Below are 14,425 nucleotides of genomic sequence, written 5' to 3' on the forward strand. Positions count from 1 at the left end.
CAGCCGGAAGCAGCCGGAAGCGGCCCCGGGCGGCCCCCGCGGTCGGCCGAGCCGCAGAAGCCCCGCAGAACGGCCGTAGGGCCCCTCCTCCGCACCGGGGAGGGGCCCTACGGCCGTGTACGGGCCCGTCAGGCGGTGCCCGCGGGCTGCTGCGGGCTCATGCCGAGCTCCAGCAGCGGCGGCCCGCTGCCCAGCAGCCCGCCGATCACGCCGTGCGACGGCTGCGCGGTGCGCGGAGTGCCCGTGGGGGCGCCGCCGCTGCCGGTGCCGCCCGCCGCCGAGCCGCCGCCGGTGGTGCCGCCCGAGCCGGAGGTGCCGGAGCCGCCGCGCGTGGAGGGCGGGGTGCTGCTGGTCGAACTGCCCCCGTTCTGCTTGGACTTGCTGCCGCTGCGGCTGGGCGAGGGCGAGGGCGTCGAGGAGGCCGGGGCCTTGCTCGGGCCGGTGCTGGGGCTGGGCGAGGGCGTCGGCGCGGGTGCGGACGGCGACGGGCCGCTGCTGGGCCAGATCGGGGAGCCGTAGTCCGTGGGCGGCTTGGCGGGGGCCTTGGTGTCGCCGGTGCGGACCGCCGCGCCCAGCAGCGAGCCGGACAGCAGGGTCAGGCCGACCACGACCGCGGTGACCACGCCGCGGCGGCGCAGCATCCGCCGCCGGACGGCGCCCGGCGCGGTGGGCCCGTGCCGCCGGAACGCCTCCAGGGCGATCCGGCCGTCCAGCGAGGCGAACGGGGCTCCGGCGATCAGCAGCGGGCTCCAGGCCGCGAGGAAGATCAGGTCGGGGGTGTCGTAGACCGGCACCGCCTTCCAGCTCACGGTGAACAGCAGCGCCGCGGAGAGCGCCATCGCGGTGCCGGCCGCGAGCCGCTGCCACAGGCCCAGGATGGACAGCACGCCGACCACGACCTCCAGGAAGGAGACCGCGAGCCCGGCGCCGACCGGGTGGGCCATCGCGAAGTCCAGCAGCGGCTGGGCGACCTTCCACGGGTGCAGCGAGGCGAGCCAGCGCATCATCGAGCCGCGCTCGCCGCCGTCGAAGTACACCGGGTCGCACAGCTTGCTGAACCCGGCGTACACCGACAGCGAGCCGAGCAGCACCCGCAGCGGCAGCAGCACCAGGCCGAGGTCGACCCGGCGGCCGGGGTACCAGGCGTGCTTGGAGCCCTCGCTGAGCGACGGCACCTCGGGCAGTTCGCCCTCGGGCTGCCAGCTGCGCCCGGCGCCGATCCGGACCGACTCGTCCAGCAGGTCGGGGACGCCGACGTGCGGGGTCTCCCCGGGGCCGGTGGACCCGTCGCCCGGCCCGTACTGCCGCGGGACGGCCTGGAGCTGCTGGGTGTCGTCGTCGGCGCGGCCCTTGGCGGGGGCGGGCACGGTGGTCAGCCGGACGGCTTCCAGCAGCTGGGTCGCGGCGGTGTCGCCGGGCCCGGCCTGGCCGCTCCAGGCGGTGACCACCCGCGCCTTGCGGCGGGGCGCCGCGCCGGTGACCGAGGCGGCGGTGATCCCGGCCAGCGCGGGCACCGACGACGCGGGCACCACGACCTGCGGGGTGACCGTCGGGCGGACGCCGCTCTGCAGGCCGTACGGGTCACCGAAGGCGGCACCGGCCGGGGCGTCGATCATCGGGGCCACCGGGGCGGAGAGCCTGACCCGGAAGCTGGCCTGGGTGCTGCTGAGCCTCGACGGGTCGGACGGCACCCGGACCGTGTTGAGGACCGGTCCGTCGTCTATCCCCGCGGGGCGCTGCCCGAGGCGCAGAGGTGTTCTGGTGTCCACACCCCTCTAACCGGGTGACGGGCCCCGAGGACACTCTCCCGGGTGGATTCCGGGAGGGGATTTGAAGTGATCATGGGAAAACCGACCGGGCCCGACCGGACCCGACCGGTTCCCCCACGAAAACGACCCGCCGGGCCGTCAGCGCTTGGCGCGCAGCCGGGCGGCCTCGTACAGCACCACGCCGGCGGCCACACCGGCGTTCAGCGACTCGGTCTGCCCGGGCATCGGGATCCGCACCCGCAGGTCGCAGGTCTCCGAGACCAGGCGGGACAGGCCCTTGCCCTCGGAGCCGGCCACGATCACCACGGGGCCGGTCAGCGCGTCCAGGTCGCCGATCTCCGCCTCGCCGTCGGCGGCCAGGCCGACCACCATCAGGCCCGCCTTCTGGTACGCCTCCAGCGCGCGGGTCAGGTTGGTGGCGCGGGCCACGGGCAGGCGCGCCGCCGCGCCGGAGGAGGTCTTCCAGGCACCGGCGGTCATGCCGGCCGCCCGGCGCTCCGGGATCACCACGCCGTGCGCGCCGAACGCGGCGGCCGAGCGGACGACCGCGCCCAGGTTGCGGGAGTCGGTGACGCCGTCCAGCGCGACGATCAGCGCGTCCTGCCCGGCCTCGGCGGCGCCCTCCAGCAGGTCATCGGGGTGCGCGTACTCGTACGGCGGGACCTGCAGCACCAGGCCCTGGTGGTTGAGGCCGCCGGTCATCTGGTCCAGCTGCGGGCGCGGGGCCTCCATCAGCGGGACGCCGCGCTCGTTGGCGGCCTGGAAGGCGTCCCGGACGCGGTCGTCGGTGTCGATGAACTGCTGCACGTACAGGGCGGTCGCCGGGACGCCGCCCTGCAGCGCCTCGACCACCGAGTTGCGGCCCACCACCAGCTCGGCCGCGCCCGCGCCGCCGCGGCCGCTGCGCGAACCGGCACCGGCGCGGCGCATGCCCGCACGGGACTTGGCGTCGCGCTCGCGCTTGAGCGCGGCGTTGGCGGCGCGCTGCTTGGGGTGCCCCTTGCGGGCCTCGCCGGGCGGGGTCGGGCCCTTGCCCTGCAGTGCCTTCCGGCTGTGGCCGCCGGTACCGACACTCGCGCCCTTCTTCGATCCGGGGTTGCGGCGGTTCCTGCGCTGGCTGTTGCCGGCCATGGCTGTACTTCCTGTCTCTGCGTCTGCTTCGTGCGTCGGGGCCGCACCCCTACAAAGGTACGGCCCCTGCGCGCCCCGGGGGGCTACTGGTTGCTACGGGTTGATCGTCCAGCGCGGGCCGGACGGGGTGTCCTCGATCGCCAGCCCGGCCGCGCCGAGCTGGTCGCGGATCTCGTCGGCGGTCGCGAAGTCCTTGCGGGCGCGGGCCGCCTGGCGCTGGTCGAGGACCAGCTTGACCAGCGAGTCGACCACGCCGGTGAGCTCCTCGCCCCGGCCGCCGTCCTGGGCCCACTGCTCGTCCAGCGGGTCGAGGCCGAGCACGCCGAGCATCGCCCGGACCTCGGCGAGGCGGGCCGCGGTCGACTCCTTGTCGTCCGCGCCGAGCGCGCTGTTGCCCTGCCGGACGGCGGTGTGCACCACGGCGAGCGCCTGCGGGACGCCCAGGTCGTCGTCCATCGCCTCGGCGAAGGACAGCGGCACCTCGGGCGCCGGGTCGACCGGGCCGCAGCGCTCCACGGCCCGCTCGATGAAGCCCTCGATCCGGTTGAACCCGGTCTCGGCCTCGCGCAGCGACTCCTCGCTGTACTCGATCATCGAGCGGTAGTGCGGCCCGGCCAGGTAGTAGCGCAGCACGATCGGGCGCCAGCGCTTGACCATCTCGGAGACCAGCACCGAGTTGCCCAGCGACTTGGACATCTTCTCGCCCGCCAGCGTCACCCAGGCGTTGTGCACCCAGAAGTTGGCGAACTCGTCGCCGAACGCCCGGGACTGGGCGATCTCGTTCTCGTGGTGCGGGAAGATCAGGTCGAGCCCGCCGCCGTGGACGTCGAAGGCGCTGCCGAGGTACTTGTGCGCCATCGCCGAGCACTCCAGGTGCCAGCCCGGACGGCCGCGGCCCCAGGGCGTCTCCCAGCTCGGCTCGCCCGGCTTGGCGGCCTTCCACATCGCGAAGTCGCGCGGGTCGCGCTTGCCGGTCTCGTTGTCGCCGGAGGGCTGCCGGAGGTTCTCCAGCTCCTGGTTGGAGAGCTCCAGGTACTCGGGGAAGGTGGTGACCGCGAAGTACACGTTCCCGTCGGCGGCGTACGCGTGGCCGCGCTCGATCAGGCCGCGCATCATCTCGATCATCTCGGGCACGTGGCCGGTGGCGCGCGGCTCGGCGCTCGGCGGCAGGCAGCCGAGGGCGGTGTAACCCTCGTTGAAGGCGCGCTCGTTGGCGTACGCGATCTTCCACCACTCGGTGGACTGCTCGCGCCCCTTGGTGATCACCTTGTCGTCGATGTCGGTGACGTTGCGGACGAAGGTGACGTCGTAGCCGCGGTAGCGGAACCACCGCTGCATCACGTCGAAGTTCAGGCCGGAGCGGATGTGCCCGATGTGCGGCGGTGCCTGGACCGTGGCACCGCACAGGTAGATCGAGACACAGCCCGGCACCAGCGGGACGAAGTCGCGTACCTGGCGGGTCATGGTGTCGTACAGGCGAAGGCTCACAGCGACCAGGGTAGTGGGCGGCGGGGGGTGCCCCGCCACCTTCCGGCCCATTGGCGTGCCCTCGTCCGGTCCCCTTTTCCGGGGCCCCTGCTCAGAGGTTGTTGCCGACCACCTTGCGCGGGCTGAGCCGGACCACCACCCGGACGTCGTCCGGCCCGTCGAAGCCGTAGTCCTCGCCGCGGTACTTGTGCGACAGCTCGTCGATCAGCTCCCGGCCGCCCGCGGTGGTCATGGTGACCTCGCCGCGGGCCTCGAAGTAGGTGTACGGGTTGTCCGCCGGGTTGACCAGCAGGCTGATCCGCGGGTCGCGGACCAGGTTGAGGTGCTTGCGGCGGCCCTGCACGGTGGAGAACAGGATGTCGTCCCCGTCCCGCTTCACCCAGACCACGGACGACTGCGGGCTGCCGTCGGGCTGCACCGTGGACACCACGGCGTAGCTCTTCGCGTCCAGCAGTTCCTTGACCTTGTCGCTGAGCTCGACGCCCATGTCGCCTCCCGTGCCGGTTCTCTGACGTGCGATCAGGAGTCAGGCTAGGCGGCGGGCCGTTCGTAGACCAGCGCCGTGGCGATCGCGGCGAGTCCCTCGGCGCGGCCGGTCAGGCCGAGGCCGTCGGTGGTGGTGCCGGAGACCGAGACCGGGGCGCCGACCGCCGCCGACAGCGCGGCCTGGGCCTCGTCCCGGCGCTTGCCGACCTTCGGGCGGACGCCGATCACCTGGACGGCGACGTTGCCGATCTCGAAACCGGCCTCCCGGACCAGCCGGGCCGCCTCGGCCAGCAGCGCCACCCCGGCCGCGCCCGCCCACTCGGGGCGGGAGGTGCCGAAGTGCGCGCCCAGGTCGCCGATCCCGGCGGCGGAGAACAGCGCGTCGCAGGCGGCGTGCGCCGCCACGTCGGCGTCCGAGTGCCCGGCCAGGCCGGTCTCGCCGGGCCAGTCCAGGCCGGCCACCCGCAGCGGGCGGCCCTCCTCGAAGGCGTGCACGTCGGTGCCGATGCCGACGCGGGGCAGGATCGGGCGGTCAGTAGCCATCGGTGGCCCTCCGGCGGGCGAGCACGGCCTCGGCGAGCACGAGGTCCAGCGGGCGGGTGACCTTGAACGCCTCCTCGTGGCCGGGCACCACGACCACCCGGCCGCCGAAGCGCTCGATCAGCCCGGCGTCGTCGGTCACCTCGGCGCCCTCGGCGAGCGCCTTCTCGTGCGCGGCGACCAGCCCGGCCAGGTCGAAGCCCTGCGGGGTCTGCACGGCGCGCAGGGTGGAGCGGTCGGGCGTGTCCAGCACCGGCTCCGGGCCGGACGGCTGCGGCTCGACCCGCTTGACGGTGTCGGCCAGCGGCACCGCGGGCACCACCGCCTCCGCCCCGGCGCGGACGGCGGCGGCCACCGCGTCCACCACCTCGACCGGGACCAGCGGGCGGGCCGCGTCGTGCACCAGCACCACCCGGGTGCCCGCGGGGACGGCGGCCAGGCCCAGGCGCACCGACTCCTGCCGGCTCGCGCCGCCCGGCACCACCCGGACGTCCTTGCCGTCCAGGCCGTGGCTGTCCAGCAGCGAGACCACCTCGGCCACGCCGTCCGGCGGGGCGCACACCACCACCAGGCCGACCGCCCGGCTGCGGGCCAGCGCCCGGACGGCGTGCACCAGCAGCGGCACGCCGCCGAGTTCGCGCAGCGCCTTGGGGGCGCCGGGGCCGAGTCGCTCGCCGCGCCCGGCGGCCGGGACGACCGCTGCCGCGAGCTGTGCTGAGGCGTTCAGGTTTGGCTCCTCGGTAGTGATGGGTATGGCCCGTGCCGAGCGCGGATGACGCGAGCGGGCAGGCCCCCTTCCTGACTGCACGTTAGTGGAACCGCGCCCGACGCACAGCCGTGCCACCGACCCCTTCCGGGCATGGCGAAGCGCCCGAGGTGCCGTTGCGGGCACCACCGGGCGCTGCGTCACACCTGCTTCGGCCCCGTTCGCTTCGACCCCGTTGCGGGAGCCGGGAGATCAGGACGCGCAGCCGGATCGGCGGCTCAGGAGGCGAGGACCTCGTCGAGCAGCGTCTCGGCCTTGTCCTCGTTGGTGTTCTCGGCGAGCGCCAGCTCGCTCACCAGGATCTGCCGGGCCTTGGCCAGCATCCGCTTCTCGCCGGCGGACAGGCCGCGCTCGCGCTCGCGGCGCCACAGGTCGCGGACGACCTCTGCGACCTTGATCACATCGCCGGAGGCGAGCTTCTCGAGGTTCGCCTTGTACCGGCGAGACCAGTTGGTGGGCTCTTCGGTGTACGGTGCGCGGAGCACCTCGAACACGCGGTCCAGACCTTCCTGGCCCACCACGTCGCGGACGCCGACGAACTCGGCGTTCTCCGCGGGAACGCGAAGCGTCAGATCTCCCTGCTGCACCTTCAGCACCAGGTAGGTCTTGTCCACACCTTTGATCTGGCGAGTTTCGATGGCCTCGATCAGCGCAGCCCCGTGATGGGGGTAGACCACCGTGTCGCCAACCTTGAACGTCATGTGACAGGACCCCTTCCGTGGCTTTCCAGAATAACACGCTTTTCGGCTGACTCGAAGGGCGTTTTCGCAGGTCAGGGCGGGTTCCAGGGCTTGACAACCACCCCCGTCGCATGCTGCGACCGGTGTTCGATCCGGGCTTCCCGCAGGTCGGAGGCGGTCTGAGCGCGGGACGAAACCTCTGGTCACCGTCCCGAAACCATGATTGGATCTTGAGTTTTTGCCCCCGACGCGCCGGATGCCCCGGATCGTGATCGGACCGCGACACGGGGCCACCCCGTGAGAGGCGGATATGTGTGGTCGGTAGTCTGACCCTCGACCACCGACCGTGATCCGTTTTCCGCTGGATCGTCCCCCACCAAGGAGAAGTCGCCGCCGTGAGCCGGAGCCTTCGACGCGGCGCTGCAGCCGCCCTCGTCCTCGCCGCGATCGTCCCGCTGGCCGCCTGCGCGGCGGGCAACGACGCGAGCACGCTGGAGATCAAGCCGGACAACGCGGCGACGGCGATCGGCACCGACGTCAAGCTCAACAACATCGTCGTGGTCACCCCCAAGGGCACCGCCGGCGAGTACTCCGGCGCGGCCGCCCTCACGGTGAACATCGCCAACACCGGTGGCGACCCGGAGGTGCTGACCTCCGTCAAGATCGGCGACAGCGCCGCCAAGCTGACCGACGAGAAGGGCGCCGCGGTCCAGGACATCACCCTGGCGCCCGGCCAGTCGGTGCTGCTCGGCGCCGAGGGCGGCCCGACCGCCTCGGTCACCGGCTCGCCGCTGTCGGTCGGCGGCTACGCCAAGACCACCTTCACCTTCAAGAACGCCGGCACGGTCTCCGCCAACGCCAACGTGCAGCCCGCCGAGGGCTACTACGAGGGCTTCGGCCCGAAGACCGCCGCCCCGTCCGCCGCCGCCTCCGGTTCGGCCTCCGCCTCCGCCTCGGCCTCGGCGAGCGCGTCGGCCGGTGCCCCGGCCACCGCCGGCGCCTCCGGCTCGCCGTCGGCCGGCGCCACCGCGAGCGGCTCGGCGAGCGCCCCGGCCGCCCCGTCCGGCTCGGCCACCGCCCAGCAGTAGGACGCCGTCGTGCCGGAGGGCCCCGCCTCGGCGGGGCCCTCCGGCTGTGCGCGGGACCGGCCCGCGGCCTACGGCTCGAACTTGTAGCCCAGGCCGCGGACGGTGACCAGGTAGCGCGGGGCGCCCGGGTCCGGCTCGATCTTCGCCCGCAGGCGCTTGACGTGGACGTCCAGGGTCTTGGTGTCGCCGACGTAGTCCGCGCCCCAGACCCGGTCGATCAGCTGCATCCGGGTGAGCACCCGGCCCGCGTTGCGCAGCAGCATCTCCAGCAGGTCGAACTCCTTGAGCGGCAGGTCGACCTTGGCGCCGTCCACCGTCACCACGTGCCGGTCGACGTCCATCCGGACCGGGCCGGCCTCCAGCGCGCCCGGGGCGGCCGCGCCGTCGCCGCCGCCGTCCTCGCCCCGGCGGCGGAGCACCGCGCGGATCCGGGCCACCAGCTCGCGGGTGGAGTACGGCTTGGTGACGTAGTCGTCGGCCCCTATCTCCAGGCCGACCACCTTGTCGATCTCGCTGTCCTTCGCGGTGACCATGATCACCGGCACGTTGGAGCGGACCCGCAGCTGGCGGCAGACCTCGGTGCCGGGCAGGCCGGGCAGCATCAGGTCGAGCAGGACGAGGTCGGCTCCGTTGCGCTCGAACTGCTCCAGCGCGTCGGGGCCGGTGGCGGCGACCGCCACCTCGAAGCCCTCCTTGCGGAGCATGTACGACAGGGCGTCGCTGAACGACTCCTCGTCCTCGACCACCAGTACACGGGTCACGATCGGGCCTCCGGGGCAGGAAGTGTGGTTGCTGCGTGGGTTTCGGGGCCCCCGGCCGGTGCCTGACCGGCGGGGAGCCGCAGGGTGAAGGTGGACCCCTGGCCCTCGACGCTCCACACCGACACGGTGCCGCGGTGCGAGGCGGCGACGTGCTTGACGATGGACAGGCCGAGGCCGGTGCCACCGGTGAGGCGGGAGCGGGCGGGGTCCACCCGGTAGAAGCGTTCGAAGATCCGCTCGCGGTCCTTCTCCGAGATGCCGATGCCCTGGTCGGTCACCGAGATCTCGATCAGCTCGCCGTCCGCCTCGCCCAGCGCCGCGGCGCTGGAGATCCGGCGGGTGGCGATGGCGACCCTGGTGCGCGGCGGGCTGTAGTTCACCGCGTTCTCCACCAGGTTGCCGAGTGCGGCGGCCAGTTGGCCGCGGTTGCCGACCAGGTACAGGTCGGTGGTGCCGCCCGCGGCGATGACGATCTGCTTGGCCGCGGCGGTCTGCCGGCAGCGGTCGATCGCCTCGGCGATCAGCTCGTCCACCGCGACCGGCTCCGGGTCGACCTTGAGCTGGTCGTCCTGGACCCGGGACAGGTCGATGATCTCCTGCACCAGGCTGGCCAGCCGGGTGGCCTCCACCTGCATCCGGCCGGCGAAGCGCTGCACCGCCTCCGGGTCGTCGGAGGCGTCCGCGACGGCCTCGGAGAGCAGCGAGAGCGCGCCGACCGGGGTCTTCAGCTCGTGCGAGACGTTGGCCACGAAGTCGCGGCGGATCGCCTCGATCCGGCGGCGCTCGGTGCGGTCCTCGACCAGCACCAGCACCAGCCGGGAGCCCAGCGGGGCGACCCGGACCGAGACCGCCAGCGGTTCGGCGGTGCGGGCCGAGGCGCCGGGGCGGGTCAGCTCCAGCTCGATCTGCCGGATCTCGCCGTCCCGCCGGGTGGAGCGGGCCAGCGACAGCATCTGGTCCACGGCCACCTTGCCGCCGCGCACCAGGCCCATCGCGTAGGCGGCCGAGGAGGCCTTGACCACCTCGTCGCCCTCGCCCAGCACGATCGCGCAGGAGCGCAGCACCGAGAGCACGGTGTCCACGCCCGGGGGCAGTGCGGGTTCCTGTTCCAGTTCCGGCCCGCCGCTCCTGCCCTTCCGGTCCCGGGCCTGCTCGCGCTCGCTCCAGCGGAAGGCGATGGAAGCGGTGAGGCCGACGCCGAGCCCGGCTATGGCGCAGGCAGCGGCGGCGGCCGCGTTCACGTCCATGCCAGCCAGCGTAAATGGTGTCCGGGCGCGCTCCGTAAGGGTGCGATCAAGGCATCGGCCCGACGTTGCCGAGAATTCACCTTCAGGATTCCGCCGGTTCACCGCACCGGCCGTGGGAGGTCGCCCGAACGGCCCAGTCTGGGCCGGGCAAGCCCGTGCGGGCGGTGACGCGGCTACCATTCGCGCCACCAGCAGCGGCCGCCCGCGCCTCCCGCCCTCCGGCGGGCCGGTCCGGGGCGTCCGGTCGGCACCGCCACCGACACCGGTACTGGAGGAGAAGAGCGCATGCGCGACGCGTACCACGAGGAACTCGACTCGATCAGCGACAGCCTGGTCGAGATGGCACGCCTGGTCGGCTCGGCGATGGGCCGGGCCACCACCGCCCTGCTGGACGCGGACCTCGAACTGGCGGAGAGCGTGATCGCCGCCGACGAGAAGATCAACGGCCTGCACCACGACCTGGAGAACCGGGCCATCGACCTGCTGGCCCGCCAGCAGCCGGTCGCCACCGACCTGCGGATCGTGGTCACCTCGCTGCGGATGAGCGCCGACCTGGAGCGCTGCGGCGACCTGGCCCGGCACGTCGCCAAGGTCGCCCGGCTGCGCTACCCGGAGACCGCCGTCCCGAACGACCTGCACCCGATCGTGCTGGAGATGGGGCAACTCGCCCAGCGGCTGGTCGCCAAGGCGGGCCTGGTCATCGCCACCAAGGACGTCGACAAGGCGCTGGAGCTGGAGGCGGACGACGACGCGATCGACGCCCTGCACCGCGAACTGTTCTCGCACCTGCTGGACGACCGCTGGCACCACGGCATCGAGACCGCGGTGGACGTCACGCTGGTCGGCCGCTACTACGAGCGCTTCGCCGACCACGCGGTCTCGGTCGCCAAGCGCGTCGTCTACCTGGTCACCGGCGAGCACGTGGACGACTTCGTGGCCACCGCCGAGGCGGCCGAGTAGCCGTCCGCCGACCGTCCCCGCCCGGCCCGGCGAGGGGGCGCACGGGGGCCGAACCACCAGCCCCCGCGCGCCCGTTGACGTGCCGTCGACCGCCGGGTTCACTCGAAGGGACGGGCACTCCCCTCGGGCTGCCCGGCTCCGCCCGGACGAGGAGGCAGCGCGATGAAGACGACCGGCACCCCGAACACTCCCCCGCCCGCCCCGACCGCCCCGGTCGCGGCCCGGCTCCTGCCGGTCCTCGCCGCGGGCTGCGGCTGCGGCCCCGGCTGCGGTTGCGGCTGCCAGTCCGGCTCGCCCTGCCAGTGCGGCGGCGCGACCGGCGGCTGCTGCGGCGGCCACTGAGCCCCCGCACGCGCGCACGGCCGGACGGCCGGGCACCCCCTCTGGAAGGGTGCCCGGCCGTCCGGCTGCTTCCCGCGTCCTCCCGGGCGTCAGGAGAAGTTGACGTCCATGCACTGGTAGAACGCGTTGCCGGTGTCCGCGATGTCCCAGACCGCCAGGATCACCTGGTGGCCGGTCAGCCCGGCGGGCAGCGTCGCGGTGTGGCTGAGGGTGGCCGGGGGCTGCTTGCCGCCCATCGGCACGGTCAGGAACGGGGTCAGGTTCAGGTTCGACCGGGTGAGCTTGGTGGTCGCGTCGTAGCCCGGCTTGGTGAGGAAGTACCGGAACGAGGTGGTGGCGTGCCGCGCCTCGATGCTCCAGGTCAGCGTCAGCTGCTGCCCGGCGGTCACCTTGGTGGTCGGCCACGCCCCGGACCGCGGGTTGTCCAGCGGCGCCCAGCGCGTGTCGCCGCCCGCGCACAGCGTGCCGTCGGCGGGCCCGGAGGACGGGAAGCCCTTCGGCCCCTCGACGCTCTGCGGCTCCCACTGGATCTGCCCGCAGTTCTTGACCACGCCCGCCCCGCACAGTCCGGCGCGGCTGGGCGGCGTGGTGATGTACCCGTGCGAACTGGCCGGGATGGCGGTGGCCAGGACCGCGGCGGCGGCGGCGAAGCCGACCGCCAGGACGTTGCGCTTGCGCATGGTGCTCCTCCGTGGGGGTGGATGGAGTGCGCGACCGCGGGCACGCGGAAGGGGCCGCGTGGGGGGCGACCAAGATTGTCATGCCCGCGCCGACAGTGCCTCCACGCTAGGAGCAGCCCCCGCCCCCCGTCAATGGTCTGAACCATTCTTCCCCGTGAATCAAGCTTTGCCACCCGTCGGTTGACACGCCGTCAGGGAACGGAACAGCCCCCTGGGCCGGGGCGTCGTTGCGCCGGACAGGGGGCTGGGAGGCGGGGTGAGGGCGAGCGGGTGCTACTTCTTGCCCTGGTTCTTCACGGCCTCGATCGCGGCCGCGGCGGCCTCCGGGTCGAGGTAGCGGCCACCGGGGGTGACCGGCTTGAAGTCGGCGTCGAGCTCGTAGACGAGCGGGATGCCGGTGGGGATGTTGAGGCCCGCGATGGCCTCGTCGGAGATGCCGTCCAGGTGCTTGACCAGGGCGCGCAGGCTGTTGCCGTGGGCGGTGACCAGGACGGTGCTGCCCGCCGCGAGGTCCGGCACGATGGCGTCGTACCAGTACGGGAGCATCCGCTCGACGACGTCCTTGAGGCACTCGGTGTTCGGGCGCAGCTCGGACGGGATCTCGGCGTAGCGGGCGTCGCCGGCCTGCGAGTACTCGGCGTCGTCGGCGAGGGCCGGCGGCGGGGTGTCGTAGGAGCGGCGCCAGAGCTGGAACTGCTCCTCGCCGAACTCGGCGAGGGTCTGGGCCTTGTCCTTGCCCTGGAGGGCGCCGTAGTGGCGCTCGTTCAGGCGCCAGCTGCGGCGGACCGGGATCCAGTGGCGGTCGGCCTTGTCGAGGGCGATCTGCGAGGTGCGGATGGCGCGGCGCAGCAGCGAGGTGTGCAGCACGTCCGGCAGCAGGCCCTCGGCGAGCAGGAGCTCGCCGCCGCGGGCGGCCTCCTTCTCGCCCTTCTCGTTGAGGTCGACGTCGACCCAACCGGTGAACAGGTTCTTCTGGTTCCACTGGCTCTCGCCGTGGCGGAGCAGGATCAAGCGATAGGTCGTGTCAGCCATGGGGCCAAGCCTAGTGGAGGGGTAAATCCGGTCGCTCGGGTGTCCACGGGCGATGTAATGTTCGCTCATCGGTTTCGACTCTTACCGTCCCACCCGTCCGCGGGCGGCCGCCCCACCCTGCCCGCGGCCGCTCCGGGCCGTACCGCCCGGGAGCCCCCATGCCCCTCCTCGCCCGCCTGGCCGCCGAAGCACGCAGAGCGGGCGGCGGGCTCCCCCGCCGGTTCTGGTGGCTGTGGACGTCGACGCTGGTGAACCGCCTCGGCGGCTTCGTGGTCACCTTCCTGGCCATGTACCTCACCCACGAGCGCGGCTACTCGGCGGCGTACGCGGGCCTGGTGGCCTCGCTGTTCGGGCTCGGCTCGGCGGTGGCCGCGATCGGCGCCGGGGTGCTGACCGACCGGCTGGGGCGGCGGCCGACGCTGCTGGCGGCGCAGCTGTCCACGGCGCTGTTCACCGCGCTGCTGGGGTTCACCGACGGGCCGGTGGCGATCGCCGCGGTGGCCTTCCTGGTCGGCCTGGCGAGCAACGCGTCCCGCCCCGCGGTCAGCGCGATGATCGCCGACCTGGTGCCCGCCGCGGACCGGGTCCGGGCGTACGCGCTGAACTACTGGGCGATCAACATCGGCTTCGGCGCCTCCGCCGCGGTGGCCGGGCTGATCGCCCTGCACGGCTACCTGGCGCTGTTCCTGCTGGACGCGCTGACCACGCTGCTGTGCGCGGTGGTGGTGTTCGTGAAGGTCCCGGAGACGCAGCCGGAGGCCGCCCCGGCGGCCGCCGCCGGGCGGGAGCCGCGGGTCGGGCTGGGCACGGTCTTCCGGGACGGGCCGTTCATGGCCGTGGTCGCGGTGAACCTGCTGCTGGCGCTGGTCGTCCAGCAGGGCTCCACCACGCTGCCGGTGGACATGGGCGCGCACGGCCTCTCGGCCGCCCGGTTCGGCCTGGTGATCAGCCTGAACGGGGTGCTGATCGTGCTGCTGCAGCTCCCGCTGACCCGGCTGATGGAGCAGCGCGACCGCACCGCCCTGCTGGTGGCCGGCGCCCTGCTGACCGGCTGGGGCTTCGGCCTGACCGCGCTGGCCGGCTCCTCCGCCGCGCTGTACGCGCTGACGGTGGCGATCTGGACGGTCGGCGAGATCGTCACCGCCCCGACCATGATGGCGCTGGTCGCCGAGCACTCCCCCGCCCGGGCCCGCGGCCGCTACCAGGGCGTCTACTCGCTCTCCTGGTCGCTGGCCTCGTTCGTCGGCCCGCTCGGCGGCGGCCTGCTGCTGCAGTACGCGGGCAGCTGGGCGCTGTGGGGCGGCTGCGCGGCGGCGGGCACGCTGGCCGCGCTCGCCTTCGTCGCGATCGGACGCCGTCGGCCCCGGCCGTCGGAGGCGGACGGGGCGCCGGCCGCGGCGCCGCTGGAGGCGGCGGCCTGACCCTCCCGGGCCCGGGGCGCCGAAGGGGTGGCGG

15 protein-coding genes are annotated in these 14,425 nt (G+C 73.7%); 4 read left to right on the forward strand and 11 right to left on the reverse strand.

The window, feature by feature from the left end; genetic code table 11:
- Window positions 1-128: 128 nt before the first annotated feature.
- From QSK52_RS11410 to QSK52_RS11440, 7 genes are all read right to left on the reverse strand, one after another.
- Complete coding sequence (locus QSK52_RS11410) at window positions 129-1,691, reverse strand: DoxX family membrane protein (protein ID WP_285735854.1); 1,563 nt, start codon at window positions 1,689-1,691, stop codon at window positions 129-131.
- A gap of 216 nt (window positions 1,692-1,907) precedes the next feature.
- Complete coding sequence (gene rlmB / locus QSK52_RS11415; RefSeq protein ID WP_285735855.1) at window positions 1,908-2,900, reverse strand: 23S rRNA (guanosine(2251)-2'-O)-methyltransferase RlmB; 993 nt, start codon at window positions 2,898-2,900, stop codon at window positions 1,908-1,910.
- 93 nt (window positions 2,901-2,993) lie between these two features.
- Window positions 2,994-4,388 carry a cysteine--tRNA ligase gene (cysS, locus tag QSK52_RS11420; RefSeq protein ID WP_285735856.1) on the reverse strand — a complete coding sequence of 465 codons (1,395 nt, stop codon included), beginning with the start codon at window positions 4,386-4,388 and terminating at the stop codon, window positions 2,994-2,996.
- A 91-nt stretch (window positions 4,389-4,479) separates the two neighbouring features.
- Window positions 4,480-4,875, reverse strand: coding sequence for a PPOX class F420-dependent oxidoreductase (locus QSK52_RS11425; RefSeq protein WP_285735857.1), 396 nt, complete (start codon window positions 4,873-4,875; stop codon window positions 4,480-4,482).
- A 44-nt stretch (window positions 4,876-4,919) separates the two neighbouring features.
- Window positions 4,920-5,417, reverse strand: a complete 498-nt coding sequence (gene ispF, locus QSK52_RS11430; protein WP_285735858.1) for a 2-C-methyl-D-erythritol 2,4-cyclodiphosphate synthase — start codon at window positions 5,415-5,417, stop codon at window positions 4,920-4,922.
- Window positions 5,407-6,162: a 2-C-methyl-D-erythritol 4-phosphate cytidylyltransferase gene (ispD, locus tag QSK52_RS11435; protein WP_285736032.1), complete on the reverse strand. Its 756-nt coding sequence runs from the start codon at window positions 6,160-6,162 to the stop codon at window positions 5,407-5,409. The genes ispF and ispD overlap by 11 nt, the downstream gene beginning before the upstream one ends.
- A 236-nt stretch (window positions 6,163-6,398) precedes the next feature.
- On the reverse strand, window positions 6,399-6,881 hold the full coding sequence (locus QSK52_RS11440; RefSeq protein ID WP_014136563.1) for a CarD family transcriptional regulator: 483 nt from the start codon (window positions 6,879-6,881) through the stop codon (window positions 6,399-6,401).
- Between the two features lie 374 nt (window positions 6,882-7,255).
- Between QSK52_RS11440 and QSK52_RS11445 the strand changes: the two genes are divergently transcribed.
- The gene (locus tag QSK52_RS11445) at window positions 7,256-7,948 is read left to right on the forward strand and encodes a DUF461 domain-containing protein (protein WP_285735859.1); all 693 of its coding nucleotides are present in this window, start codon (window positions 7,256-7,258) and stop codon (window positions 7,946-7,948) included.
- A gap of 68 nt (window positions 7,949-8,016) precedes the next feature.
- Here the strand turns inward: QSK52_RS11445 and QSK52_RS11450 are convergent, their stop codons facing one another.
- Both QSK52_RS11450 and QSK52_RS11455 read right to left on the reverse strand, forming a co-directional pair.
- Entirely contained in the window at window positions 8,017-8,709 is a 693-nt protein-coding gene (locus QSK52_RS11450; RefSeq protein ID WP_033250991.1) for a response regulator transcription factor, read from the reverse strand.
- Window positions 8,706-9,956 carry a sensor histidine kinase gene (locus QSK52_RS11455; RefSeq protein WP_285735860.1) on the reverse strand — a complete coding sequence of 417 codons (1,251 nt, stop codon included), beginning with the start codon at window positions 9,954-9,956 and terminating at the stop codon, window positions 8,706-8,708. Before QSK52_RS11455 ends, QSK52_RS11450 begins: the two co-directional genes overlap by 4 nt.
- Before the next feature lie 285 nt (window positions 9,957-10,241).
- On the opposite strand from QSK52_RS11455, the gene phoU reads away from it, so the two are divergent.
- Together phoU and QSK52_RS11465 are read left to right on the forward strand one after the other, a co-directional pair.
- Window positions 10,242-10,916 (forward strand): phosphate signaling complex protein PhoU, encoded by a 675-nt coding sequence (gene phoU, locus QSK52_RS11460; RefSeq protein WP_285735861.1) that lies wholly within the window; start codon window positions 10,242-10,244, stop codon window positions 10,914-10,916.
- Window positions 10,917-11,078: 162 nt separating this feature from the next.
- Entirely contained in the window at window positions 11,079-11,258 is a 180-nt protein-coding gene (locus QSK52_RS11465; protein ID WP_033250994.1) for a hypothetical protein, read from the forward strand.
- An 89-nt stretch (window positions 11,259-11,347) separates the two neighbouring features.
- Here the strand turns inward: QSK52_RS11465 and QSK52_RS11470 are convergent, their stop codons facing one another.
- Both QSK52_RS11470 and QSK52_RS11475 read right to left on the reverse strand, forming a co-directional pair.
- Window positions 11,348-11,938, reverse strand: a complete 591-nt coding sequence (locus tag QSK52_RS11470) for a lytic polysaccharide monooxygenase auxiliary activity family 9 protein (protein ID WP_285735862.1) — start codon at window positions 11,936-11,938, stop codon at window positions 11,348-11,350.
- A gap of 273 nt (window positions 11,939-12,211) precedes the next feature.
- Complete coding sequence (locus tag QSK52_RS11475; protein WP_030908130.1) at window positions 12,212-12,970, reverse strand: phosphoglyceromutase; 759 nt, start codon at window positions 12,968-12,970, stop codon at window positions 12,212-12,214.
- 158 nt (window positions 12,971-13,128) lie between these two features.
- On the opposite strand from QSK52_RS11475, the gene QSK52_RS11480 reads away from it, so the two are divergent.
- A complete protein-coding gene (locus QSK52_RS11480; RefSeq protein ID WP_285735863.1) occupies window positions 13,129-14,391 on the forward strand; it encodes an MDR family MFS transporter in 1,263 nt (420 codons plus the stop codon).
- Window positions 14,392-14,425 lie beyond the last annotated feature (34 nt).

The sequence above is a fragment of the Kitasatospora phosalacinea genome (assembly GCF_030268885.1).
Taxonomy (GTDB): domain Bacteria; phylum Actinomycetota; class Actinomycetes; order Streptomycetales; family Streptomycetaceae; genus Kitasatospora; species Kitasatospora phosalacinea_C.